Here is a 25,703-nt window from a genome sequence, read left to right as displayed (position 1 = left end):
CGCCCCCATTGCCTTGGACCTCCACCACCTGCGCGCATTCGTCGCCATCGCCCGCGAAGGCAACCTCACCCGCGCCGCGCAGCGGCTGCACCTGACCCAGCCCGCGGTCAGCCTCCAGCTCAAGGCGCTGCAGTCGGCGTGGCACATCAAGCTGTTCGAACGCACCGCCGCCGGCCTGACGCTGACCGCGGACGGCGCTGCGCTGCTGCCGCTGGCCGAACGCATCCTCGACGGCGTCGGCGACCTGCAGCACACCGTCAATGCCATGCATCACACGGTGCGCGGGCGCCTGGCGATCGGCACCATCCTCGACCCGGAATTCACGCGGCTGGGACCAATGCTGCGCACACTGGTCGAGCGCCATCCGCAGATCAGTACCGAGCTGCGCCACGGCATGTCGGGCTGGGTGCTGCAACAGGTACGCAGCGGCGCGCTCGACGTCGGCTTCTACCTGGGCCAGCCGTCCGATGCGAGCTTCCATGCGCTCACGCTGACGCCCTTTTCGTATTACGTGGTCGCGCCCAAGGGCTGGAAGGAGCGCACCGCGCTGCGCTCATGGGCGCAGCTGGCAACACTGCCGTGGATCTGGACGCCGCCCGAGTCGGCGCATAACCGCCTGCTGTGCGAGCGCTTCGCGCAGGCGGGTGTCGACCCAGCCGGCGTACCCAAGGTGGCGCACGTGGACCAGGAAGCGTCGATGCTGGACCTGGTCCGTTCCGGCGTGGGACTTTCGCTGGTACGCGATTCGATTGCGCTGCGCGAGTCGCATGCGCATGGACTGGCGATCGTCGAGGGCATGTCTGTGCGGACCGAGCTGACCCTGGTATGCCTGGCGACGCGCCGCGACGACCCGGTGGTGGCCGCGGTGTTCGGTGTGGCGGAGTCGGTGTTCCGGACTTAGGCCGGTGGCGGCCTGGCGGTCGCGGAAGGTTGCAGGTGCCGCTGCAGCCAGTCGCTCAGCGCCGCGAACACTTCGCTACGCAATGGCTGCGCTTCATTGAAGATCTCGTGGTAGCCGTGCGGATACCAGACCTCGTCACGCAGGTCGGGCGGCGCATTGTCGAAGAAGCTGCGGCTGCCCGCCGGATCGACCACGCGGTCGGCGCCGCCGACCAGCATCAGCATCGGTGCCTCCAGCCGCGCGGCATCGGCCTGTGCCTGCGCCATGCCGCCGATAAAGCTCTCCAGCACGCTGGCGGTGATGGTGGTCTGCACCAGCGGGTCGGCGCGGTAGGCCGCCACCACGGCCGGGTCGTGCGAGAGGTGCCGCGCGTCGATCGGGTTGGGCACGCGCAGCCGCGGCGCCAGCGCCAGCAGCACGCGGTGCAGCGCCAGCATCGGCCGCGACAGCCGCAACGCCAGCGCGGGCGATGACAGCACCAGCGCGCGCACCGGGCGCACGCGCGCCGTAGCAAAGCGCGCAGCGATCAGCCCGCCCATGCTGTGGCCGAGCAGGATCGGCAGCTCGTTCCAGCCATGCAGCGCGGCGTCGTAGACCTCGGCCAGGTCCTCGAGATAGATGTCGGGATGATCGGCCACCATGCGCGCGCCGCCGCTGGCGCCGTGGCCGCGCAGGTCGAACGCGCGCACGCGCAATCCCAATCCGCACAGCAGGTCGGCGACGTGCTGGTAGCGGCCGGCGTGTTCAGCGAGCCCGTGCACCAGCAGCACCGAGCCAAGCGGTTCGACAAAGCGGCCGGGATCGGGCAGCCAGGTGCGCAGCAGCAGTTCGGTGCCGTCGCGCATGCGCTGGCGGCTTTGCACGGGTGCGTGCGCAATGGCGGGGCCAGGGGCTGTGGTGGTGCCTGCGGCCTCGGCAGCGCCCGTAGAACCAGCGGAAGCGTGATCGTCCGTCATCGGTTGTGCCATGCGCTACGGTCTCCTCTGCGGCCAGGCCTGCGTGTGCGCCGGCATTGCTGCAGGCCAAAAGACAATCAGTAACAGCCGTGTCCTTCCCGCTCCGCGTGGCGCGTCCCGCCGATGTCAGGCACGTCCGCGATATCGGCCAGGATCGGGCAATCCGGCCGCTCGTCCCCGCTGCAATGCTGCGCCAGCTGCCGCAATGTATCGCGCATCGCGGCCAGTTCGGCGATGCGCTGCTCCAGATCGGCCAGGTGCTTCAGCGTCAGCGCCTTGACATCGGCGCTGGCGCGGCCGCGGTCGCGCCACAGCGACAGCAGGTTGCGGATTTCGTCCAGCGAGAAGCCCAGATTACGGGCGCGCCGCACGAAGCGCAAGGTATGCACCGCGCGTTCGTCATAGCGCCGATAGCCGCCCTCGGTGCGCGGCGGTGCCTCCACCAGCCCGATCGATTCGTAGTGCCGGATCATCTTGGCCGACACGCCCGACGCCTGCGCCGCTTCGCCGATATTCATCGCTCGCCTCCCGGTGCCGTGGCCGTGGCGCCGGATTGAGGATGCCAGCGCCGCAGCAGCAAGGCGTTGCTGACCACGCTGACGCTGGAGAACGCCATTGCCGCGCCCGCCACCACCGGGTTCAGCAGCCCCGCCGCCGCCAGCGGAATGCCTACCACGTTGTAGAAGAATGCCCAGAACAGGTTCTGCCGGATCTTGCGCACGGTGCGGTGCGAAACCGCCAGCGCATCGGCCACCAGCGCCGGGTCGCCGCGCATCAGCGTAATGCCGGCGGCGTGCATGGCCACGTCGGTGCCGGTGGACATGGCGATGCCGACATCCGCCGCCGCCAGCGCCGGCGCGTCATTGATGCCGTCGCCCACCATCGCCACCACCGCGCCGCCCTGCCCCAGTGCCTGCACGCGCGCGGCCTTGTCCTCGGGCAATACCTCGGCCTGCACGTCGTCGAGACCAAGCTCGCGCGCCACCCGCGCCGCCGCGCCGGCGTTGTCGCCGGTCAGCATCACGGTGCGCACGCCCGCCGCGCGCAGCCGGGCAATCGCCTCGGGTGCGCCCGGCTTGATCGAATCGCCGAACGCAACCAGCCCGACGACGCGCGGCGGCGTGGTCTCGATCAGCCACGACACGGTGCGGCCTTCGTCGCGCAGCCGCTGCGCCACCGGCGCCAGCGTACCCGCTTCCGCGCCCAGCGATTCACGCAACCGTTCGCTGCCGAGCTGCAGCGGCTTGCCGTCGACCACGCCGGCAATGCCGCGGCCCGGCAGCGCCTGGACGTCCTCGGCCCTGGGCACGGCGATGCCGCGCGCCCGCGCCGCAGCCAGCACCGCGCGGGCCAGCGGGTGTTCGCTGCCGGCCTGCAGCGCGGCCAGACGCGCCAGCAGCACGCCGCCGTCGGCATCGGCAGGACTGGCGGCATGCAGCGCCACCACTTCGGGCTTGCCGACCGTCAGCGTGCCAGTCTTGTCGAACGCCACCACGCTGACGCGATGCGCCACTTCCAGCGCCTCGGCGTCCTTGATCAGGATGCCGGCACGCGCCCCGGCGCCGGTGCCAGCCATGATCGCCGTCGGCGTGGCCAGTCCCAACGCGCACGGGCAGGCGATCACCAGCACCGCCACCGCGTTTAGCAGCGCCGCTTCCCAGTCTCCGCCCAGCAGGCCCCAGCCCAGCACCGTCACCAGCGCGATGACCAGCACCACCGGCACGAACACCGCGCTGACCTGGTCCACCATGCGCTGGATCGGCGCCTTGGCCGCCTGCGCATGCTCGACCATGCGGATGATGCGCGCCAGCACCGTCTCGGCGCCGACGGCAACGGTGCGCGCCACCAGCAGCCCTTCGAAGTTGATCGCGCCGCCGGTCAGCCGGTCCCCCGGCTTCTTGGGCACCGGCACGCTCTCTCCGGTCAGCATCGACTCGTCCGCGTGGCTGCTGCCTTCGATCACCTCGGCGTCGACCGGGATGCGCTCGCCCGGGCGCACCACCACCTCGTCGCCGACGCGCACCGACGCCAGTGGCACGCTGGCTTCCTGGCCGCCGCGGCGCACGCGCGCGGTATCGGGGCGCAGAGCCGCCAGCGCGCGGATGGCCTCGGCGGTCTGGTGCTTGGCGCGCGTCTCCAGCCACTTGCCGAGCCGCACCAGCGTGATCACTACCGCCGCGCTTTCGAAGTACAGGTGCGGCATGGCATCGGCGGGCGTGCGCCACATCAGCCACAGCGACAGGCCGTAGGCCGCGGTCGTGCCCAGCGCCACCAGCAGGTCCATATTCCCGGCGCCCGCGCGCACCGCCTTCCAGCCAGCCTTGTAGAAGCGCCAGCCGAACACGAACTGCACCGGTGTCGCCAGCAGCCACTGCACCCAGGCTGGCAGCATCCAGTGCACGCCGAACCATTCCAGCACCATCGGCGCGACCAGCGGCAGCGACAGCGCGGCAGAGATCGCCACCGGCCAGGGGCCGTCCCAGAACGCAGGCGAGCGTGTGGCTTGCGCCGAAGCCACTGCACTGGCCTCGGCTCCGGCCGCCGGCGTCGCGCCATAGCCCGCGCGGGCCACGGCGGCCACCAGAGCGGCGGCGTCGGCGGTGCCGCGCAGCAACGTGACCGTGGCGCGTTCGGTGGCCAGGTTGACCTGCGCCTCCACCACGCCCGGCACGGCTCGCAGAGCCTTTTCCACGCGCGCCACGCACGACGCGCAGGTCATGTCGGTGACTTGCAGTTCGATGGTGTCCTGCGGCACCGCATAGCCGGCATCGGCCACAGCGCGCGCGGCGGCCGGCAGCACCGCGGCGGATTCGCCATGCAGCGTGGCGGCCTCGGTGGCAAGGTTGACGGCCACGTCGCGTACGCCCGGTACGCGCGCCAGCGCGTTCTCCACGCGGCGCACGCACGAGGCGCAGGTCATGCCCTCGATCGGCAGGCGCCATTCGGGCGCGTCGTCAAAGGTCCTGTCGGGTTGCGGAGCGAGCACAGCGCTGGAACTGGTCATGGTCCTGGATCATCCACAGTGTCGATGTCAGCATCATGGACCTTACCATCATGGGAAGGTCAAGGGTATACCCGTGATTCTTTAACGACACTTCTGAAAATCGTCTTGCGCTTCCCTCCATGGCAAGGTTCACACTACGTCTGTCGCGGCGCCGTGCCGCTAGTCATCCCCTCCAGGAGGTTTCCAGCATGATCCAGTTCCAGGTCGAAGGCATGTCCTGCAACCATTGCGTCGGCGCCATCACGCGTGCCGTGCAGGCTGTCGACCCGGCCGCCAAGGTCAGCGCCGACGTACCGACCCAGGCCGTGCGCGTGGACAGCGGCGCCGACACCCAGGTGCTGCGGCACGCAATCGAAGACGCCGGCTATCCGGTCACGTCGGTGTCGTAAGCGGCAGGCTTGCAGCAAAAAGGGACGCCCCCGGGCGTCCCTTTTTTTACATTGGCCGTGGCGCTGCGCTCAGAAGCGGTAGCCCACGCTCAGGAATGTCACCACCGGGTCGATCTTGATCTTGGTGTGCGAAATGATCGTCACCGGCCCGGCCTGCGTACTCAGCGTGGCGGTGGTCGACAGCGGCAGGTACGACACCGACAGGCCGACGAACCAGTTGTCGTTGATCGCATAGTTGGCGCCGATGTTAAACACCGGGTTCCACGACGGCTTGGCGCTGGCGGTCATCCTGGCGCCGGGGAGGCCGAACGCACCATCGACGAACTGTTGGTTGGTGATGGTTTCATCGGTAAACCACGTGTAGTTCACACCGATGCCAACATACGGGCGAAACCTGGTCTTGGCGTCAAAGAAGTGGTACTTGACCAGCAGCGCCGGACTCCATTGCTTGACCGAGCCGAGCTTGCCGTACTTGGCATACTCGCCGGTGCCCGTGACGTCATGCTTGGGCGGGATGCCTGCAACCAACTCGCCCGAGATGTTGTCCGTGAAGAAGTGCGTGAACGCCAGGCCAAGGGTGTCGGCGGTCTCGATATCGGCGCCGGTGTTGGCACGGGTCATGTTGACCGGCCGGCCATTGATGCTGTCGACTGTCATCGGGTCGGCGGAGCTGTTCGGCATCACGCGGAACCAGCCCAGGCTGACGATATTGCTGCCGGCCGACTGTGCTTGTGCGGCTCCTGCCAACGCCATGACAGCGCCGGCCGCCAGCATCTTCTTCTTGTAGGTCGATTTCATAGTCCTCTTACTCCACATTCATTTACCGCCACATGCATTATCCGGCTGTGGAGGCGGGACTGTTTCACCGACGATACAGATTCGTAGAGGACGCCCCCTAAAGCAAGGGTTAACCACTAAAAAAACCCGACTGCAAGCGTGCCGATGCCGGGTAAACGCTGCGTCGGCGCAACGCTTTATGCCGCGCGCCGGAAAAAACCCTGAATGGTGCGAGGGTCTGGTGCTGGCTGTGCAACAGCGCCCACCCAGTCAGGCGCGGCTGGCCAGCACACACGCCGCCAGGTCCCACAGCGCATAGCCCACGCTCTTGAACACCAACGGGCTGCCGCCGCGTGCGCGGATGGCATCCGCCTGCAGGATCGCTGTCTCGAACGGCTGCACGGCGGTCCAGTCGATACCCGCCTGCAGCAGGTCGCCCGCCTCGTCCTCGATGCCGAACAGCGTATCGGCCAGCAGGCGCCGATGGTCCGCGGCCGCATGGCACAGCTGCGGCGGCAGTTCGCACATGTCGGGGCGAAAGGCTCCGACCGCGGCGATGAAGTGGTCGTCGCGCCAGAGGCCACTGTCCAGGTCCGGCAGCACCGGGCTGCGGCTGGACGTGACCGTGACCACCATCGACACGCGCGGCAGCACCGCGGCGACGGTGTCGGCCACTTCGGCCTCGACCCCAAGCGCACGCGCCTGCGCTGCCAGCGCCTCGGCCTTGTCGCGCGTGCGGGACTGCAGCCAGACTTTGCGCACGCCCAGCCCGGCGACGAAGGCCTCCAGGTGCGTCTGCGCCTGCACGCCGGCGCCGACGATCAGCAGTTCGCCGTCGGTGCGCGCGGCGAAGCATTGCGCCGCCAGCAGCGACACCGCCGCGGTGCGCCGGCCGGTCACCGTGGGTCCGTCGAGCATGGCAAGACGCGCGCCGGTATGCGCGTCGGCCACCACCACTTCGCCAAGGATACTGGGCAGCCCCCGCCCCGGATTGCCGGGGTGCACGGTGATGTTCTTGGTCATCACCAGGTTGCGGTTGCGCGCCGGCATCACCAGCAACGTACCCTCGCCGCGTTCCGCATCGCCCACCGGCAGCGCGATGCGCGGCGGCGCCATGGCCGTGCCGTCGCGCAGCTCGGCCAGCATGTCGGCGATGGCGCGCGCCAGTTCGGGATATGGCAGGCGGGCCGCCGTGCTGGCGGCATCGAGGGGAAGCAGGGACATGCGGGCACTCCGGCAAGCAATTCAGGATCCGCCATTATGCGGCGGCCGGTGCCCCTCAGCGCGCGAGCATCGGCATCACATGCTCGGCGTAGCGCGTACCCGACGCTGCACCAGCCGGGAAGATGGCATCGATTTCCGCGAGTTCTGCTGCGTCGAGCCGCACCTCCAGCGCGCCAAGGTTTTCGTCGAGGTTCTCAATGCGGCGGGTCCCGGGAATCGGCACCACCTGCGGGCCGCGCGCCAGCACCCACGCCAGCGCAAGCTGTGCCGGCGTGCAGCCCCTGGCGGCGGCCAGTGCGCGCACCGTGTCGACCAGCGCCAGATTGCGCGCGAAGTTTTCGCCCATGAAACGCGGGTTGGTGCGGCGGAAATCGTCCGCCTCAAAATCCTCCGGGCTGCGGATAGCACCAGTCAGAAAACCGCGCCCCAGCGGGCTGTACGGAACCAGGCCGATACCCAGCCGCTCGCACGTGGCAAGGATGCCGTCGGTATCCACGTCGCGCGTCCACAGCGAGTATTCGCTCTGCAGCGCCGAGACCGGATGCACCTTGTGCGCGCGTTCGATGGTCTGCGCACCGGCCTCCGACAGGCCGATCCAGCGCACCTTGCCGGCCTTCACCAGATCGGCCATGGCGCCGACTGTTTCTTCGACAGGCACCTGCGGATCGATGCGGTGCTGGTAGTACAGGTCGATATGGTCGACGCCCAGCCGCTTCAGGCTGGCCTCCTGCAACGCACCACGCGCAGCGTCGGCCTGACCGAAGCCGGCGCGGCACTGCTGGCACGCATCGAGCCAGCGCTGCAGGAAATCGGCGCGGCCACCGACGACATCCGGCAACAGCGCGACACCCCGGTCGGCACCCTGCGCCTGACCACGCCCAACACCGCCGGCGCCATCGTGCTGCGGCCCCTGCTGGCGGCCTTCGTGCGCGCGTATCCGGGCATCTGCGTCGACGTGGTGACCGACGACCGCTTTGCCGACCTCGTCGCCGAAGGCTTCGACGCCGGGCTGCGCCTGGGCGAAGCCCTGCAGCGCGACATGGTGGCGATCCCGGTCACCGGCCCGCTGCGCATGGTGGTCGCCGCCGCGCCCGCCTATCTCGCGCAGCACGGCACGCCGCAGACACCGTCAGACCTGCACGCGCATGCCTGCCTGAAATACCGCTTTGGCCCGCACGGCAGCGTGTACCGCTGGGAATTCGTGGAGGACGGCCGCACTTTCACCGTGGACACGCCCGCAGCGCTGATCGCCAACGACAAGACGCTGCTGCACCAGGCAGCGCTTGACGGCGCGGGGCTGATCCATGAGTTCCCGCAACACATCCAGGCCGCGCTCGACGACGGACGGCTCGTTACCGTACTGGACAACTGGCTGGCGCCGTTCGACGGCTTCTACCTGTACTACCCGGGCCGCGCGCTGATGCCGCCCAAGCTGCGCGCGTTCGTCGATTTCCTCAAGGCGCATGGGCCTGTGTCAGCGGGGTCGGCGTCCCGCTGAGGCATCTGGCGCGCGCGCACTTGCGCCGCGCACTTCGATGCCGATGCGGTCCACCACCTTGCCGGCGGCGTCCAGCAATTCCACCTGGTGGCGCCCCGGCCACGGCAGCCATGCCACCTCGGCGCCACGGCCGAGCGGCTTGCCATCCATGCGCCAGCTCACCATACGCGCGGATTGCCCGGCGACGCCTTCGGCCTGGAACCACACGCGCTGCGACGCGGGCGGCATGTCGGGATCAAGCGCGAACACGGTGCCGTTGGCCGGATTGGCGATCGCCGGTGCGGCGCTGGCCGACGCAGCGGGCTTGCCAACGCTGACGCGCGCGATGGCCGTCCCGGCGAGAAACACCTCCTCCCGCGCGGGCTCGAGGCCATCATCGAAATTCAGGGCCACGCGCTGCACGCCCGCGGGCATCTCCGGCGCGCGGCTGCCTTGCGCGCGGTGCAGCGTTTCCATGACTTCATGCCACACCGGCGCCGCGCCGGAAACCCCGGAAACGTCGCGCATGGCCGCGCCGCTGGCGTTGCCGACCCACACACCCACGGTATAGCGCTGCGACCAGCCGATGCACCAGTTGTCGCGCATGTCCTTGCTGGTGCCGGTCTTGACCGCTGTCCAGAAGCGCGTCGTCAGCGGACTGTCCAGGCCGAAGGTGCGGGCGCGGGCGTGACGGTCGGCGAGGATATCGCCGATCACGTAGCTCGCAGCCGGCTGCATGACCGCAACGGGCGCAGCAACAGGTGCGCCTTCGCGCAGTTGCGGCGGCGCATAGCGCCCGCCGTTGGCGAGCGCACGGTACGCATTGGTCAACGCCAGCAGCGACACGTCGGCGCTGCCCAGCGCCAGGCTGTACCCATAGTAGTCGCCCGCCTCGGTCAGCGGCAGGCCCAGCGCCACCAGCCGCTTGTGGAAGCGGTGCGGAGTCACCATCACCAGCGTGCGCACCGCCGGCACGTTCAGCGATGCCGCCAGCGCCGCCCGCGTGCTGACCCAGCCGGCGTAGCGGTGGTCGTAGTTCTGCGGCACATAAAGTCCGCCGCCCACCGGCAGGTTCACCGGCCGGTCGTCGAGCAGCGACGCCGCGGTCAAGCGCCGTTCCTCCAGCGCCTGCGCGTACAGGAAGGGCTTGAGCGTCGAGCCGGCCTGCCGCAGCGCGGCCGCGTGGTCGACCTGCGCGGCCGACGACAGCGCGCCGGACGATCCTACATAGGCCAGCACGTCGCCGCTGGCGTTGTCGATCACCACCACCGCGCCATCCTCGACATGGCGCCCGGCCAGCTCGCGCAGGTGCCGGTCGAGGCTTGCCACCGCCACGCGCTGCAGGCGTGCGTCGAGCGTGGATGCCATGCGCGCTGGCATGGGGGCACCCGGCGCCAGCCGCGCGCGCGCCTCACTGACCAGCCGGCGCGCGAGGTGCGGAGCTGGAAGCGAGGCAAGCGGCTGCGCCGTCGCGGGCGCCAGCGCCGTGGCGTTACGCTGCGCCACCGGCCCGGTGCGCAGCAGCGCCAGTTGCGCGTAGCCCTCCAGCCCTTCGCATTGGCGCGGCAGCCGCATTTCGCGCAGGATGCCGCAGGCCCGGCGCGCCACCTGCACGGCCGGCGCATTGGGCGCCCGCACCAGCGCCACCGCCAGCGCCGATTCGCGCGCATCGAGCCCTTCGGGGTACTTGCCGAACAGCACCTGGGACATCGCCGACAGCCCGACCAGTTCGCCGCGGAACGGCACCAGGTTCAGGTACGCCTCGAGGATCTGATCCTTGCTCCAGCTGCGCTCCAGCATCGCCGCGCCCGCGGCCTGGCCGACCTTCTGCGTGAAGCTGCGCCCCTGCGCCGCGGCGCCGGGCCGGCGCAGGTCGTCGTCCAGCAGTCCGGCCAGCTGCATGGTCAGCGTCGAGGCACCGCGCGTGCGCGTATTCCACAGGTTGGCCCACGCCGCCGCGGCCACACCCTGCCAGTCGACGCCGCTATGCGCATAGAAGCGCCTGTCTTCCGACAGCACGATGGCCGTGCGCAATGCCGGCGAAGTCTGCGCCAGCGTGACCCAGTCGCCGCGGCGCGCGCGGAAGTCGTCGCGTACCCGACCGACCACCTCGCCGTGGCGGTCCAGCACGACCACGTCTGCGCTGCGCCAGTCGTCGCGCACCTGCGCGAAGGCCGGCAACGCGGCGGCGTGGCCGCTCCACAGCAGCGGCAGCAGCGGCAACAGCGCCAGCCGGGCCAGTCGAGCGCCGCCCCGCTTCATGAGTATCATGACCCAGACCGTCCCGACACGATGCCCGCCACCAGCAGCACCTGCGCCGCGGCATAGGTCCACCAGATGCCCAGCGCGAAGGTCTCGAACGGCACCAGGAAACGCGCGATGCCGATCATCATGTCCGACGCGGCAAAGCACAGCGCGCCCAGCGCCGCCAGCGGCGTCGGCAGCCGCGCCACCAGCGCGCTGCACGCCATCGCCGCAAGCACGCCCACGTACAGCGACACCGGCACCGCCAGCGTGCCGAGATTGGGCCAGAAGCGGCCCAGCATGGTCCCGGCCACGCCGAGCATGGCGCCGCATGCGATCAGCCGGTGCGGCCGCAGGTCGCCGGCCAGCGGCACCAGCAGCCGCAGGTACGCAAGGTGCGCGAGCAGGAAGGCACCCAGCCCGCCCACGAACGAATACGACAGCGCTGGCACCGCCAGCAGAAAGTCGCCGATGGCCGAACATACCAGCGCGGTCACCAGCCAGCGCCGTTCCGGCAGCGGCCGGTGGAACCACGCGGCACGCGCCAGCAGCAGCGCCATCGCCGTCTTCCACAACGGCTGCATGGCGATCTGCCCGGTCAATGGCGTGCCTTCGGGCAACTCCATTGCCACCTGCACCAGCAACGCGCCATAGATCACGCCCGCCAGCGCGCCCGCGAGCCACCACTCGCGCACCCGCGCCGGCATGGTCAGCGCGATCCAGCTCATGGGCGCGCCCCGACCACCAGCCGCGCGTTCGGCGCCACGCCGAACACGTCGGGTGCGTACATCGCCTCGACGCGCGACGGCGGCAGCGAGAACTCGCCGGCGTTGTTCAGGCGCACCGTGTACTCGACCGACACCGTGCCCTTGGGCACGTAGCCGAAGTACTCGCGATACGCCTGCGGCGTGCGTTCGGTGTAGGCTGGCCAGGCCACGCCCTTGCGCCGCTCGCCGCGCGTGGCGATCTGCGAATCGCGGCCCAGGCCGCTGCCGAGGATGGTGGCACCGGCGGGCACCGGGTCGCTGACCACCACCCAGGTCATGTCGGCCTGCGCATCGATCTCGAGCTTGACGCGGTACACGTCGCCGCGCGACCACTTGCCGGGCACCGCCTGCTCCTGCGGCGTCACGGTGCGCTTGATGCGGTAGCCCGCGGCCAGCGGCGCCGTGACCGGCACTGCGGCGAGCGCCTGTACCGTCGCCCACGGATGGCCCGCGCCTGTGTGCTCGACCTGCAGCGAGCCGCCGTCCGCGCCTGCCGGCCACGGCAGGTCGACACTGCCCTGCGCCACGCCGTCGGTGCGCTGCGCGCGCGCCCAGTCGAAGCTGCGCGTGGCATCGGCGGCGTTGCTCACGGAGACGCGCGTGCTGCCCGCCACCGGCGTCTTCTCGAACACCTGCGCAAAGCGCGTCACCGCCAGCATGCCCCACGCGTTGGCGGTGGTCGTGCCCCAGGCGCCACGGACCTGCCGGCCGATCAGGCCGGTGGCCAGCTGCGGCGCGTCTTCTTTCCAGCCTGGCAGTTCAGCGGCCAGCGTCAGCAGCCGCGCGGCGTTGGCATCGCCGCCGGCCATCATCCACCACCAGTTGTCGTTGCGCTCGGTGGAGAATGCCAGCCGCGTGCCCTGCACCGTCAGGCGCGAGCGCAGCAGTTGCTGCGCCTCGGCCAGTCGCTGCTCGCGCTGCGGGATATCGGCCATGCGCGTCAGCAGCAGCGTCCAGTCGAGCAGCGCCGAGGTCGGCCACTGCGCCGGCAGGATCTGGATCGCATCCAGCATGCGCGCCTGTGCGTGGCCGGTGCGCGACAGCGCTTCGAGCGCGGCCAGCTTGCGCACCTCCAGGTACTGCGTGCCGACCGCGGGCGACCAGCTGTCGCGGCGGATGCGGCCTTCGACGAAGTCGGTCAGTCCGCGCTCCATCTGCGCGCGCTGCGCGTCGGGAATGCGCAGCGCCAACCCGGCGCGCGCGGCCTCGTCGGTCACGGCCAGCAGGTAGGCGGTCAGCACCTCGCTGCCGTAGTCGCTATCCGAAGCCAGAGGGAAATACGCAACCAGCCCGTTGGCATCGAGGTACGACGGCAACTGCGCCATCAGCGCCTCCCACGCGGCCGTGTCATTCAGGCCGATCGCCTTCGACGCACGCTGCTCCAGGCACGTGAACGGATAGTTGCGGAACCATTCGCGCACCCCCGGCATGCCGCCCGCCAGCGACGACTGGAAGTTCACCTGCAGCCCGCCGCGCACCTTGCCGGCAGGATCCGCCAGCGCGCCCGGCGGCGCCTTGACCGGCACCGACAGCGACGGCGCCACCTGCGCCAGCGTGGCCTGCTGCACCGTCACTGGCACCGCGGGAACGATCTGCTGCGAGACCTTGATGCGGTCGCCGGCATTGCCACCGCCCTGCTCGCTCGCCTGCACTTCCCACATCACGGTGCCGCTGCGCGCATACGCCAGCAGCGTGGGCGCGGTCACGTCCCAGCCGATCTCGCGCGCCTCACCCGCCGGAATCTGCACGGTCTGCGCCGGCAGCGTGCCATCGTTACCGAGCAGCGTGGCGCGCGCGCTCGCCTGCACCGTCATGGCGCGCTTCGTGGTATTGCGCAGCGTGAACATGGCGCGGTAGCGGTCGTCCTCGCGCACCAGCAGCGGCAGGCCCGAGATCACCTGCAGGTCCTGCGTAGCGGCAATGGTGGCGCTGCCGGTACCGAAGCGGCCCACGCCCAGGTCTGCCACGGCGACGATGCGGAAGCTGGTCAGCGAATCGTTGAGCGGCACTTCCAGGCTGGCGCGCCCTTCGGCATCGAGCTGCACGCGCGGGTTCCACAGCAGCAGCGTGTCGAACAGCTCGCGCGTCGGGCTCTTGCCGCCGCCACCGCCGGCGGGCACCGCCTTGCGCCCGTAGTGCCGGCGGCCAATGATCTCCATCTGCGCGGTCGACGTTTCCACGCCATAGCCGCGCCGCTGCAGCATGGCATCAAGCAGGTCCCAGCTGGTGTTGGGCATCAGCTCCAGCAGTGCCTGGTCGACCGCGGCCAGCGCGACTTCGCCATTGGCGGCCGGCTTGCCGTCGGGCAACCTGACCTGGATCGCTACGCGCGCCTTGCCGCGCACGGGATAGGTGGTCTTGTCGGGGGTCACCGTCACATCGAGCCGATGTCCGGCATTGCCCACCCTGATCTCGGCCAGCCCCAGCCGGAACGCCGGCTTGGACAGGTCAACCAGCGCCGTGGGCGCGGCGTAATCGCGGCCTTCGCTGCGGAAGGCGCGCCACCACTCGCCGGGCTGGCGCCAGCCCCAGGTAAAAAACGAATACCACGGCACTTCATGCAATCGCCCGCGCAGTGCCAGCACCGAGACGTAGACATTGGGTCCCCACTCCGGCCTGACCTGCACGCGCACTGTGGGATCGCTGCCATGCAGCTCGACCACCTGGGTCTGGTAGATGCCCTCGCGCTCCAGCGCCACCAGCGCGGTGGCGTGGCGGAACGGCATGCGCACCTGGAACACCGCGGTGTCTCCCGGCGCGTAGGACTTCTTCTCCGGCAACAGGTCGATGCGGTCATGGTTTTCGCCGCCGAACCACAGTTCGCCCTGGCGCGTGACCCACACCGTCGAAGCGGCCTGCGCGGTGCGTCCCTCCTTGTCGCGCGCGCTTGCCACCAGTTCGACCTGGCCGGCATGCTCCAGCGCTACCTCGCAGCGCGCGCGGCCGTGCGCATCGGTCCGGGTCTCGCAAACGGTGCCGAGCTCGCGCGTCTCGGTACGGTTGTCATAGCGATAGAAGCCGCCGACCACGCGCTTGCGCGCCGAGGTGGTGATCCGCGCGCGCGCATTGAGCTTGACCGGGGCATCGGCGACCGGCTTGCCACCCAAGTCCAGCACCACGCCGTGCACCGCCAGCTTCTGCTTCACCGAGACCCAGCCTTCGGAACGGATGCCAACCACCACGCCGGCCGGCCACAGCGGCACGGTCTGGCGCAGCGTCTGGATCTCGCCATTGGGGTCGGCAAAGCCGGCTTCGAGCACCAGGTCGCGCGGCGCGTCGGTCTTGGGCAGCTTGTGCAGCGTGACGGTGCCGTTGCCGTTCTTGTCGAGTGTCAGCGGCAGCTTGTCGGCCACCAGCTTCTGGCCGTCATCAGGCTGCTCCGAGTCGTCCATCTCCTCATCGCCGCTGGCACTTTCCCGCTGCGGGCGCGGGGGATCGAACGAGAACTCGTCATAGCCGGGGAAGCTGACGCTCTTGTCGCGCAGCAGCGCCGATACGCGCACCGGCAGGCCGGCCGCGCCGCCGCCCGACAGGTAGTGGATTTCCACGCCGACCGGCAGCTCGGCCGGCGCGATCGCGGCGCCGGCCTTGCCGGCCAGCTGCAGCGTGCCGGCAAGCACCGGCAGCCGGAACGCTTCGACGCGGAAGCTGCCGCTGGGATAGGTACGCGAGCCTTCGTTGCGGCCATTCGCGCCCTCACCCTGCTGCGTCTGCTGCGATGGTTGTGTTTCCAGCTCGACGGTATAGACGCCAAGCTTGGCCGCGGGCGGCACCTGGAACGTGCTTTCCGCGCTGCGTCCGCCCGTGGCGGTCTGGCGCCACTGCAGCGGCAGCTCGTAGGTCTGGCCGCTGCCGTCGTGTCGGATCACCACGCGCGTCGGCAGCGGGCGGCTGGCCGGCGGCAAGGCAAAGCCCTGCGCGGTCTCGGCGCGGATCAGGTGCTTCATCGACACGGTCTCGCCGGCGCGCAGCAAGGTACGGTCGAAGATGGTATGCGCGCGCACCGTCGGCGCGGTGCTGGTGTCGGTGGGCACATTGAAGCGCCAGGCCTCGATGCCGCGGTTCCAGTCCGACATCACGAAGGCCATGTCGGCCTTGCCGCGCGCCTGCGGGTGTCCCGCGGCGATGCGCGCCGATACGAAGTAGCCGGACAGGCCGTTCTGGTCGCAATTCGATTCCGGCACGGCGTCCAGTCTGGCGAAGCGCACCACGCCGCTGGCGTCGGTGCGGCCCTCGCCCAGCAGGCGCCCGCCGCAGTCGCGCACCGCGACGGCAGCGTCGGCCACCGGCTTGCCGTCGTCGAGCGCCGTGACCCACGCCAGGCCGCTGCGGCTGCCGTCGTCCTCGTTGCCCAGGCTGCGGCCCAGCTTGAAATGCACGCCCAGGTTGGTCACCAGCGCAGCGGTGCGCACGTACATCGGCGCGCGCTTGCCGAGCAGCGCCTCGCCCAGCATCGGCGAAGCGATCTCGACCACGTGGAAGCCCGGCTCGGGCAGCGGGATGCCGACCACCTCGAACGGCCGCGGGCCGTCGCCCGATGGTTTGGGTACGGCCAGCTTCTGCACGCCGGGCGCGCGCTCGAGCAACGACACCGAACGCGTTTCGATCGACACCGCATTGCGCGGGTTGTTGACGCGGTAAGGCGAGCGGCCCGCCAGCACCGCGTCGAGCTCGCCGCGGGTATAGCTGGACTCATGCATGCGGCGCACCAGGCCCAGCCATTGCATCACCGCGGCATCGTCGTCCACGCGCAGTTTCATCACCGTGCCCGCACGCGCCTGGATGCCGCGCACGGCGAGATCGGCCTCGACGTTGCGCAGCGTCACCGGCAACAGCGGCGGGTAGTCGGCCGGCGACTTGCCGCGCGGCAGTTCGCCGAAACGCTCCACCACGCCGAACGGCGCGGCGGCGAACTTGGCCAGCGGCGGCATGGACGCGGTAGCGACCTTCAGCGGGAACAGGTCCGCATTGGACAGCGTGCGGCCGCTGTCGTCCTTCAGGTCCTTTGGTACCTCGATGATGAAACTTGCCTTCTCGGCGAACGGCGCGGCAAAGGTCAGCGCGCTGACGCTGGCATCCGGCGCCATATCGGGATCGAACTGCGGCGCGCGCCGGCCGGACGGCGTCTTCAGCAGCACCTGCTCGGCCTGCTTGCGCGGCACCGGGGCCGAGAACGTGACCGACATCGGCCGCAGCGGCGTGCACGGCGATTGCGCGTGCTCGCGCTCGCAGCTGAAGCTGGCGGTAAAGGGTTCGCGCACGGTGTAGTCGAAGCGGCGCTCGTCGCGCGTGGCCATCCCCGACGGCGTGGCGATGCCCGCGCCCAGCACCAGCTGCACCCGCGCCGCGGCCGGCAGCCGCTGCTGGCAGGCAAGCAGATGCACGGCGTCTGGCACCGGCTTGGCGAGTTTGGTCCAGTGGATTGCTTCGAGCAGTTCGTCGCGTTCCTTGCCGGCGAGCAGCCGCACCGGGATACGCTCGCCCAGCCCCTGCGCCTGGCACCAGGCGTGCTCGCGCACCGATGCTGGCGTGGCCGGGCCGTTGAAGCGCAGCGCGAAGACCTGGTCTTCCCCGATCTCGCCGCCGGACGGCCGGCTGGCGATCACGGTCGGGCCGCCGGTCTCGAAGCGGTATTCCGGCTTGCCGGCATAGGCGGTGCCGGCGACGCTTTTCAGCCCGGCGCGCATGCGCACGCTGCAGCGCACGCCGGGCGGCAGGTCGTTGGTGAAATCGTAGACCCAGTTTTTGGCATCCACCCAGCGAGCCTGGCCGCTGGTGCTGGCGCCGGTGCAGGACACGGCGGCGGGCGCGGCGGCCTGCACATCGCCCATCGGCACCATGGCCTCGTCGAAGCGGATCGCCACCTGCCTGACCTGCCCCACCGTGCCTTCCGGCGAAAAGCGGGTGACCTGGGCGGCCCCGGCGGGCTGGACGCCGGCGAGCAGCGCGAGCGCGGCGCCCAGCGCCAATGCCGCGGCGCATGACGCGCGCGCGGGCTGCTTCCTGCCAAGGTCCCGATCGGCTCCGGCGACGATTCCCTTCATCCTGCCATCCTCCCTTTTCCGCCACTTTGTGGCACCCGGCGAGGGTGACACGCACGCCACAGGAGTGCAAGACCGGCGCGCAGTCCTGCAAGGCGCCCTGGGGATTCAATGCCGCATTCCGTGCCGACCCGGAATGCCGGCTCAGCGCAGGTGCGACAGCGGCAGCGCCCCCTCGCACTTGATCGCGGTCAGCACGATATTGGAGCGCACGCTCTCCACGCCGGGCACCCGCATCAGCCGCTTCATGGTGAATTCCGCCAGCGTGGGCAGGTCCGGCACGACCACGCGGATCAGGTAATCGGCCTCGCCCGCCACCGAATAGCACTCCTGCACCTCTTCCAGCAGCAGGATTTCCTCGCGGAAGCGCTCGACGATGGTGTCGCCGTGGTGCGCCAGCTTGACGCTGATAAAGACCAGCACGCCAAGCCCCAAGGCCTGGGTCGACAGGCTGACGCGATAGCCGGTGATGACACCGTCGGCTTCCAGCCGCGCCAGGCGGCGCCCGACCTGGCTGGGCGACAGGTGCACGCGTTCCGCCAGTTGCTGATGGGTGGAGCGGCCGTCCGCCTGCAGCGCTGCCAGCAGGGCCAGGTCGAAAGGATCGAGAGAGACGCTTTGGGCAGTCATACACAAATTCCGCATTGAGTCATCGCATGACGCACGTTACATGCGCGATCAATCCAGGACAAGCCGATTTTGCGGCGTATATGCGGCATGCCCTCACTAAACTACGCAGTAAATCCGCATCCCGAGCTGCCGCGCCGCAGCGACCACGCATAACAGGAGACACAAACCCATGTCCGCACCCGCCATGGCCGCCACTGAAGCCCCCGCCGCCTTCCAGGGCACCCTCACCGACAAGCTGCGGGAACAGTTCGACGCAGGCCTGCTGTCCGGCCAGTCGCTGCGCCCCGACTTCACCATCGAGCAGCCGGTGCACCGCTACACCAGCACCGACCACGCCATCTGGCGCAAGCTGTACGAGCGCCAGGCGTCGATGTTGCAGGGGCGGGTCAGCGACGAATTCCTGCAAGGGCTGGCCACGCTGGGCATGGAAAAGGACCGCGTGCCGGATTTCGGCCAGCTCAACGAGACCCTGATGCGCGCCACCGGCTGGCAGGTGGTCGCCGTGCCCGGCCTGGTGCCGGACGAGGTGTTCTTCGAGCACCTGGCCAACCGCCGTTTCCCGGCCAGCTGGTGGATGCGCAAGCCCGAGCAGCTGGACTACCTGCAGGAGCCGGACTGCTTCCACGACGTATTCGGCCACGTGCCACTGCTGATCAACCCGGTGTTCGCCGACTACATGGAGGCCTACGGCAAGGGCGGCCTGAAGGCGGCCGGCATGGGCGCGCTCGACATGCTGTCACGCCTGTACTGGTACACGGTGGAGTTCGGCCTGATCCGCACCGAGCAAGGGCTGCGCATCTACGGCGCGGGCATCGTGTCGAGCCAGGGCGAATCGGTCTACAGCCTGGATTCGGCCAGCCCCAACCGGATCGGCTTCGACGTGCGCCGCATCATGCGCACGCGCTACCGCATCGACACCTTCCAGAAGACCTACTTCGTGATCGACAGCTTCGAGCAGCTGTTCGACGCGACCCGCCCGGACTTCGCCCCGCTGTACCAGGAACTGCGCGCGCAGCCCACGCTGGGCGCGGGCGACGTGGCACCGGGCGACCAGGTGATCAACGTCGGCACCCGCGAAGGCTGGGCCGACACGGACGACATCTGATTCCGAGGGCGCCAGCCCCGCTTCCCGCTTTGTGAAACAATGCCGGCATGCCCGCCGCCACGGCGCGGGCGGGCCGGCTGTCCGCTTTGGCGGCGTTCCCGGACGCTGCCTGCCGATTTCCCAAGACCCAGATCGAGCCCACCATGACCCCTCTGTCCCCGCAAGCCCGAGCTACGCTGCTCGCCGAACTCCCCGGCTGGACCACCGTCCAGGACCGCGACGCGATCTTCAAGCGCTTTACCTTCCACGACTTCAACGCCGCCTTCGGCTTCATGACGCGCGTGGCGATCCAGGCCGACAAGGCCGACCACCATCCCGAGTGGTTCAACGTCTACAACCGCGTCGACATCACGCTGTCGACCCACGACGCCAACGGCCTCACGCAGCGCGACATCGACCTGGCCCACTTTATCGAGCGCGCCGCGGCGGCGCTGGTGGTGCCGGACTGAAACCCGGCGCGACAGCAGATCCGGGCGGATGTAGGCAAACCGTAAGGAAGCAGCGGTCCGCGCCTAGTACAATCTGCGGCAGGCCCGCACCTGCGTGTGCTGCATGGGCCCTCCTTCCAGCCATGCCCAACCTCCTGCCCGAGCCGCCATGCGTATCCTGCTGATCGAGGACGACCGCCAGATTGCCAGCGGCGTCGAAGCCGGCTTGTCCCGAGCCGGCCACCAGGTACGCGTCGTTCACGACGGCGTCTATGCCACCGAACACCTGCTGCGCGAGCAGCACGACCTGGTCATCCTCGACCTGGGCCTGCCCGGGATCGACGGCATGACCCTGCTGGCGCGCTACCGCGCCCGCAACCGCGCCACCCCGGTGATCATCCTGACCGCGCGCGACGAGCTGGAAGACAAGCTCTCGGGCCTGAACGCCGGTGCCGACGACTATCTGATCAAACCCTTTGCGCTGCCCGAGCTGGAAGCGCGCGTGCGCGTGCTGCTGCGCCGTAGCCAGCATGGCGAGGCCGCGCCCGAGCGCGACGTGCGCCTGGGGCGCCTGCGCCTGTCCGGCAACGACCGCCGCATGTTCATCGACGCCCGGCCGCTGGAGCTGTCGCCGCGCGAGTTCGCGGTGCTGGAGCTGCTGCTGCAGCGCCAGGGCCGCGTGGTCAGCAAGGCGCAGCTGCAGGACCACCTGGCCACCTTTGCCCACCCCGCCGGCGAAGGCGGCGATACCGTGGGCGACACCGCCATCGAGGTCTACGTGCACCGCGTGCGCAAGAAGCTCGAGGACTGCGATGTCGAGATCGTGACCGTGCGCGGCTTTGGCTACCTGCTGCAGATCCGCGCCGGCCAATGAAAGCGTTCCTGCCGCTTGCGCCGTCCGCGAACGGCCTTGATCCCCGGCCCTGATCCTCGGCCCTGTTTCTGCCCCAGCCGGCAATGTGGCCCCGCTCCCGCACCTCTTCCCGCACCTCCTCCCGCGTTTCCTGGCGCACCGCCTCGCGCATCGCCACGCGGAACGTGCCTCCAGCTTCCGCCGCGGCTGACGCGCCCGGCGGCGCGCCCGCATCGACACGCCAGTCCAACCGCCCCGGCTCGAGCCTCAGCCTGCGCGTACACCTGCTGCGCGCGCTGGCGACGCCGCTGTTCGCGCTGGTGCTGACCAGCGGCTCGCTGTCCTACTGGCTGGCGGCGCACTACACCACGCAGGTGTTCGACCGCGCGCTGTACGGCGTGGCCAACAATATCGCCCAGCAGATCCGCATCGCCGGCCCCCGCCTGGAGCAGGACATCCCGATGATCGCGCAGACGCTGGTCGAGGCCGAGGGCACCGACCGCATCTACTGGCGCATCCACGGACCCGATGGCCTGATCGGCGGCATGGACACGTGGCTCGGCTACGGCACCGGCCAGACCACGCTGCACGATGCCCGGCTGTTCTACGCCTGGTTCAGCGGGCGCCAGGTGCGCGCGGTACGGCTGCCGGTGATGCTGCCCAGCGCCGCGGTGGACGAGCTCGGCACCAGCGAGGCCGGCAAGCCCGCGCGGGGGCCCATCGTGGTCGAGGTGGCCGAGCTGCTGGACCGGCGCGAGACCGCCGCCAACGAGATCCTGCTGTCGGTATCGGTGCCGCTGATCCTGCTGTTGCTGGTCGGCAGCCTGATCCTGTCGCACGTGCTCAAGGAAGAGCTGGTGCCGCTGCAGATCCTGGCCGACAAGCTCAACCGCCAGACCGCACGCTCTCTGGCGGCGCTGGACGAAACCCAGGTGCCGGCCGAGGTGGCGCCGCTGATCCGCGGCCTGAACGCGCTGCTGGCGCGGCTGCGCGACGCCCTCGATGCGCAGCGCAAGTTCATCGCCGATGCCGCGCACCAGCTGCGCACGCCGCTGACCGCGGTCAAGCTGCATGCCGACCGCGCCATGGACGCCGATTCGCCGGAGGTCGCCCGGCATGCCCTGCGCGAAGTTCAGACCGCCGCCGACCGCGCGGTGCGGCTGTCGAACCAGCTGCTGTCGCTGGCGCGCGCGGAGCCTGGGCTGTCGCTGGAGCGGCTGGGGCCGGTGGAGCACTTCGACCTGGCCGAGCTTGCCTTCGAGATCGGCGCCGAATGGGTGCCGCAGGCGCTCGTGCGCCGCATCGACCTGGGCTTCGAGGTGCTGCCCGGCCCCACCTTCACCGGCGGCGCACCCGCAATCGTGCGCGGCAACCGCCTGCTGATGCGCGAGGCGCTGTCCAACCTGATCGACAATGCGGTGAAATACGTGCCGGCCGGCGGGCGCATCACGGTGCGCGCCGGCGGCGAGGCCATGGGCCACCGCGGCATGGCGGTGGTGATGATCGAAGACAACGGGCCCGGCATCCCGCCGCAGCGGCGCGAAGAGGTGTTCAAGCGCTTCTTCCGCGGCGACCGCGCGGCCCAGAGCGGCGGTGCCGGCCTCGGGCTGGCCATCGTGCATGAGATCGTTACCCTGCACCAGGGCAGCATCCATATCGAGGATGTGCCGCAGCAGCCGGCCAGCCCCCAAGTCGCGGACGGCACGCCGGAGCGCCGGCCAACCATGCGCTTCGTGATCCGGATCCCGTGCGAGCCGGCCGGGTCGGCCGCCGGAGCCGCCTGAGCCGCCTCCGGCCTTACTTCTTCTTTTTCTTGTCCTTCGGCGCCAGCATGGTGCCGCGGCATTGCGGACTGCCACAGCGGCACTCGAATTCCTTCTTCAGCTTGGCCGTATAGCGCGCCTCGATCACCAGCCCGTAGTCATAGAACAGCTCCTCGCCCTGGGCGATATCGCGCAGCGCGTGGATATAGACGCGGCCCTTCTTCTCGCGCGCCTCGCAGTTGGGCTCGCAGGCGTGGTTGATCCAGCGCGCGCGGTTGCCGCCGAACTTGGCGTCGATGACGCTGCCGTCGTCCAGGCTGAAATAGAAGGTGTGGTTGGGATCGCTGGGATCGTGCGGGTGGCGCTCCAGCGCCTTCTTCCACGAGATGTGCTCGCCCTTGTACTCGATCACGCGCTCGCCTTCGGCGATGGGGGCGATCGCGTATACGCCCTTTCCGTGCACGCCCGACTGGCGCACCTCGATCCGGTCGCTCGCTGTCTTCTTGCCCGCTGCCTTGTGCTTTGCCTTGTCCGCCATTTGCCTTTCCGTGCGTGTCGCTTGCCTGTGCCGGCCGTTCCGGCGCGATCGCGCATGATACCGGCGCGGCTGCGGCACGTATACGCAGCCTTGCGCGACCTTGGGTTAACCGCTCGCCCCCGCGCCCCGGCGAGTATACGGCTCGTCCGCATAAGCCTGGCGCATGTGGATAACCCCGCCTCCTTCTGTGGAAAAGCACGCGGATTCGATGTGGGCTGCCTGGGGCTCGCATGGGGATGCCTCGGGCATAAGTCGGAGGGGTTTACCGCAAGCCTCATCCAAAAGGCTGACTCATCCACTGCGGCCAACACTGGATACGACCACTTCTCGTTTACGTAAACCGTTGACGGTAAAGACGTTTACGTGGTTTTCCACAGGCAGGGGCGCTGTTTACCTACTACCACTATTTGTATACATGAAAGAAAGATGTAAACCGAAAGACAGACCCAGGGCAGCGGCAAGTATCTGGCGTATACCGGTGTCCCGGGGCGGTGCCGGTATACGCGCGCCTGGGCCACCCGGATCCAGGCATGCATGGGCCGAATACCGCGCCTCCGGACACGGCGCTCCATGCCTCGCCGGCCTGCAACATAGTGCAGATTGAGTGTGGGGCTCCTGAGCACGTGCAGGCGCGTTTACGTGGGGGAAGCTGCCTTGCCCTCTGTCACGGTCACAGATGGCCTGTAAACGCCTCTAAAGCGCCTCCTGGCCTTATTCCGACCACCAGGCCTACCCTGACGTGCCAGCCTGGCTGCAGCCCGTGCAGCCCCATGTGGCACTCCCGGCGCTCGGTGCGGGGCGTTTGCGCCGCAGCGGTAGTGTTCGGAACCTGCCTCGCCGATGCGCCGATTTGCCGCCAGCCACGGCCTGATGCGGCCTCGCGGAACACTGCGGGTAACAATCTGTTCCCGGTGCGCCTTGTCCGACACGGTATCATGTGGCCCGCGGCGTCTTTGCCGGGGCGGCGCCAGCCTGGCTGCCGCCGACCGGGACGCCTGTGTTTTATCAACTCGATACGGAGTGAAGCATGACGAAAACCGAACTGATCGACGCTATCGCAGCCGGTGTGGACGGTCTCACCAAGGCCAAGGCAGAACAGGCACTGAACGTGACCCTGTCGGCCATCATGGACGCCGTGGCCAAGGGCGATACGCTGAGCCTCATCGGCTTTGGCACGTTCAGCAAGGGCGAGCGTGGCGAGCGCATGGCGCGCAACCCGCGCACCGGCGAAGAAATCAAGGTGGAAGCCGCCAAGACCGTGAAGTTCAAGGCCGGCCAGAAGTTCAAGGACGCTGTCAACCAGTGAGCCTGACGGGCTGCACTGCACGGCCCGTGTTTGTTTGACCCCGCCATGCCGCCGCCGGCCGCAAGCTTCGACCATGCGCAGGTGAGCGCCAGGCGGGGGACGTTATCCACAACAGGAATCGACGTTCTCTGCAGTATTCCGCCGCATCGCTGAAGCCACTGCCGAAGCGGTTGCGCGCCAGGTCTACCAACCGGCGTCCAGCCAAGGCCGATGCAAGGCCAGCCGGGGCGCCGAGCCATGTGGGGCTTCCATGTTCGCCCGTCCATTGCGCCGCAGATCTCCACAGCGTTATGCACAGTGCTTTCCACAGCGGATTCCACAGGTTTCTCCACAAGCAATTTGCGCCGCCGTGGCGCTGGCGCTGCTGAGCGCCTGCACCACCGTCAGCCAACCCGCGCGGCCGCAGGCACGCCCGCTGGCCGACAATGAGCGGCCGGTCACAACCCCCGGCGCCACACCGCGCGAACGCATCGTCGAGATCGCCACGCAGGAGTGGGCACGCTGGGGCGGCCAGGTGGTGCGCCTCGGCCGCGACGACAGCGCCTGCGTCACCTCCAGCCCGGTGCCCGCGCCCGAACTGCCCCCGGCCCTGCCCGAACCCCCGGAGGTGCAACCCGGCGACCAAGCCGATACCGGAGCGCCAGCCACCGGCACCAGTGCCGACACCGACAATAACGGCGTCAAGTGGCCGCGCGCCGATTGCATGACCTTTCCGGACGGCACCGGGATGGAGGCCACGCCGGTGGGCTGCATGCTGGCCCGGCGCTACTGGGGCATCGTTGGCGAGACCCCCAGCTGCCGGCAGGTCACCCAAGGCGCGTGGGCCTGGTCGGCGGTGTTTATCTCCTGGGTGTTGCGCAAGGCCGGGCTGGACGAGCAGCAGTTCCTGACCGGCCAGTCACATTCGATGTACGTAGTCGATGCGCGCGACGGCATCCTTGCCCATCCCGCCTTCCGCATCGAGCCCGTTCCGGCTTTGCCCCGCCCGGGCGATATCGTCTGTTCCGGACGCGGACGCGACCGCTACCTCGACAATGTTGCCGAGATCGGCTTCGGCACCACGCCGATGCATTGCGACATCGTGGTGGCCGTCGATCCGGTGGCGCGGGTGGTGCGTGCCATCGGCGGCAATGTCCAGCAATCGGTATCGATGGAAGAAATCGAACTGGGCGATTCGGGGCGGATCGATGGCGTGACCAATTCGCACATGCCCTGGGTGCTGGTGATGCGGAACAACCTGCAATAGTCGTCAGGTTTATTAGTGTGAATAATTATCTGATGATGAGGATTGGGTATGTGA

The 25,703-nt window shown here is 69.3% G+C and carries 19 protein-coding genes and 1 pseudogene; 9 read left to right on the top strand and 11 right to left on the bottom strand.

From position 1 onward, the window contains the following. The first annotated feature begins 13 nt into the window (after positions 1 to 13). The gene (locus K309_RS0111235) at positions 14 to 901 is read left to right on the top strand and encodes a LysR family transcriptional regulator (RefSeq protein ID WP_029046500.1); all 888 of its coding nucleotides are present in this window, start codon (positions 14 to 16) and stop codon (positions 899 to 901) included. Here the strand turns inward: K309_RS0111235 and K309_RS0111230 are convergent. The 3 genes from K309_RS0111230 to K309_RS0111220 form a co-directional block, all read right to left on the bottom strand. Then, on the bottom strand, positions 898 to 1,869 hold the full coding sequence (locus tag K309_RS0111230) for an alpha/beta hydrolase (protein WP_029046499.1): 972 nt from the start codon (positions 1,867 to 1,869) through the stop codon (positions 898 to 900). The genes K309_RS0111235 and K309_RS0111230 overlap by 4 nt on opposite strands. A gap of 65 nt (positions 1,870 to 1,934) precedes the next feature. Continuing rightward, positions 1,935 to 2,375, bottom strand: coding sequence for a Cu(I)-responsive transcriptional regulator (cueR, locus tag K309_RS36390; RefSeq protein WP_051320417.1), 441 nt, complete (start codon positions 2,373 to 2,375; stop codon positions 1,935 to 1,937). Then, a complete protein-coding gene (locus tag K309_RS0111220) occupies positions 2,372 to 4,861 on the bottom strand; it encodes a heavy metal translocating P-type ATPase (RefSeq protein WP_029046498.1) in 2,490 nt (829 codons plus the stop codon). Before K309_RS0111220 ends, cueR begins: the two co-directional genes overlap by 4 nt. A 188-nt stretch (positions 4,862 to 5,049) precedes the next feature. Between K309_RS0111220 and K309_RS0111215 the strand changes: the two genes are divergently transcribed. Next, the gene (locus K309_RS0111215; protein WP_029046497.1) at positions 5,050 to 5,250 is read left to right on the top strand and encodes a heavy-metal-associated domain-containing protein; all 201 of its coding nucleotides are present in this window, start codon (positions 5,050 to 5,052) and stop codon (positions 5,248 to 5,250) included. A 69-nt stretch (positions 5,251 to 5,319) separates the two neighbouring features. Here the strand turns inward: K309_RS0111215 and K309_RS0111210 are convergent, their stop codons facing one another. The 3 genes and pseudogenes from K309_RS0111210 to K309_RS36385 all read right to left on the bottom strand — a co-directional run. After that, on the bottom strand, positions 5,320 to 6,048 hold the full coding sequence (locus K309_RS0111210; protein WP_029046496.1) for an OmpW/AlkL family protein: 729 nt from the start codon (positions 6,046 to 6,048) through the stop codon (positions 5,320 to 5,322). Positions 6,049 to 6,297: 249 nt separating this feature from the next. After that, positions 6,298 to 7,251 (bottom strand): delta(1)-pyrroline-2-carboxylate reductase family protein, encoded by a 954-nt coding sequence (locus K309_RS0111205; RefSeq protein WP_029046495.1) that lies wholly within the window; start codon positions 7,249 to 7,251, stop codon positions 6,298 to 6,300. Between the two features lie 55 nt (positions 7,252 to 7,306). Next, a pseudogene (locus K309_RS36385) lies at positions 7,307 to 7,978 on the bottom strand (aldo/keto reductase); the annotation flags it as partial. Here K309_RS36385 and K309_RS36380 point away from each other — a divergent pair. Next, positions 7,946 to 8,749 carry a LysR family transcriptional regulator gene (locus K309_RS36380; RefSeq protein ID WP_156914343.1) on the top strand — a complete coding sequence of 268 codons (804 nt, stop codon included), beginning with the start codon at positions 7,946 to 7,948 and terminating at the stop codon, positions 8,747 to 8,749. The pseudogene K309_RS36385 and the gene K309_RS36380 overlap by 33 nt on opposite strands. Here the strand turns inward: K309_RS36380 and pbpC are convergent. The 4 genes from pbpC to K309_RS0111175 all read right to left on the bottom strand — a co-directional run bounded on the left by pbpC (position 8,726) and on the right by K309_RS0111175 (position 18,410). After that, the gene (gene pbpC / locus K309_RS0111190; RefSeq protein WP_029046494.1) at positions 8,726 to 10,990 is read right to left on the bottom strand and encodes a penicillin-binding protein 1C; all 2,265 of its coding nucleotides are present in this window, start codon (positions 10,988 to 10,990) and stop codon (positions 8,726 to 8,728) included. The two genes, K309_RS36380 and pbpC, sit on opposite strands and share 24 nt — an antisense overlap. Before the next feature lie 5 nt (positions 10,991 to 10,995). Then, complete coding sequence (locus K309_RS0111185) at positions 10,996 to 11,700, bottom strand: lysoplasmalogenase (protein ID WP_029046493.1); 705 nt, start codon at positions 11,698 to 11,700, stop codon at positions 10,996 to 10,998. Next, the gene (locus K309_RS0111180) at positions 11,697 to 17,783 is read right to left on the bottom strand and encodes an alpha-2-macroglobulin family protein (RefSeq protein ID WP_029046492.1); all 6,087 of its coding nucleotides are present in this window, start codon (positions 17,781 to 17,783) and stop codon (positions 11,697 to 11,699) included. The genes K309_RS0111185 and K309_RS0111180 overlap by 4 nt, the downstream gene beginning before the upstream one ends. Before the next feature lie 141 nt (positions 17,784 to 17,924). After that, entirely contained in the window at positions 17,925 to 18,410 is a 486-nt protein-coding gene (locus K309_RS0111175; protein ID WP_029046491.1) for an Lrp/AsnC family transcriptional regulator, read from the bottom strand. A 169-nt stretch (positions 18,411 to 18,579) separates the two neighbouring features. Between K309_RS0111175 and phhA the strand changes: the two genes are divergently transcribed. The 4 genes from phhA to K309_RS0111155 all read left to right on the top strand — a co-directional run bounded on the left by phhA (position 18,580) and on the right by K309_RS0111155 (position 22,580). Then, positions 18,580 to 19,515: a phenylalanine 4-monooxygenase gene (phhA, locus tag K309_RS0111170; RefSeq protein ID WP_029046490.1), complete on the top strand. Its 936-nt coding sequence runs from the start codon at positions 18,580 to 18,582 to the stop codon at positions 19,513 to 19,515. Positions 19,516 to 19,658: 143 nt separating this feature from the next. Beyond that, positions 19,659 to 19,964 carry a 4a-hydroxytetrahydrobiopterin dehydratase gene (locus tag K309_RS0111165; RefSeq protein ID WP_029046489.1) on the top strand — a complete coding sequence of 102 codons (306 nt, stop codon included), beginning with the start codon at positions 19,659 to 19,661 and terminating at the stop codon, positions 19,962 to 19,964. A 148-nt stretch (positions 19,965 to 20,112) separates the two neighbouring features. Next, positions 20,113 to 20,817, top strand: a complete 705-nt coding sequence (locus K309_RS0111160) for a response regulator transcription factor (RefSeq protein WP_029046488.1) — start codon at positions 20,113 to 20,115, stop codon at positions 20,815 to 20,817. Positions 20,818 to 20,900: 83 nt separating this feature from the next. After that, positions 20,901 to 22,580: a sensor histidine kinase gene (locus tag K309_RS0111155; protein WP_029046487.1), complete on the top strand. Its 1,680-nt coding sequence runs from the start codon at positions 20,901 to 20,903 to the stop codon at positions 22,578 to 22,580. A 13-nt stretch (positions 22,581 to 22,593) separates the two neighbouring features. Here the strand turns inward: K309_RS0111155 and K309_RS0111150 are convergent, their stop codons facing one another. Continuing rightward, positions 22,594 to 23,097 (bottom strand): SET domain-containing protein, encoded by a 504-nt coding sequence (locus K309_RS0111150; RefSeq protein ID WP_029046486.1) that lies wholly within the window; start codon positions 23,095 to 23,097, stop codon positions 22,594 to 22,596. Between the two features lie 1,027 nt (positions 23,098 to 24,124). Between K309_RS0111150 and K309_RS0111145 the strand changes: the two genes are divergently transcribed. Further along, positions 24,125 to 24,403, top strand: coding sequence for an HU family DNA-binding protein (locus K309_RS0111145; protein WP_012354324.1), 279 nt, complete (start codon positions 24,125 to 24,127; stop codon positions 24,401 to 24,403). 250 nt (positions 24,404 to 24,653) lie between these two features. After that, entirely contained in the window at positions 24,654 to 25,649 is a 996-nt protein-coding gene (locus tag K309_RS0111140; RefSeq protein WP_029046485.1) for a DUF2272 domain-containing protein, read from the top strand. Positions 25,650 to 25,703 lie beyond the last annotated feature (54 nt).

This window comes from Cupriavidus phytohabitans (genome assembly GCF_000426345.1).
In the GTDB taxonomy this organism is placed as follows: Bacteria; Pseudomonadota; Gammaproteobacteria; order Burkholderiales; family Burkholderiaceae; genus Cupriavidus.
This window is presented reverse-complemented; position numbering and strand designations above follow the sequence as displayed.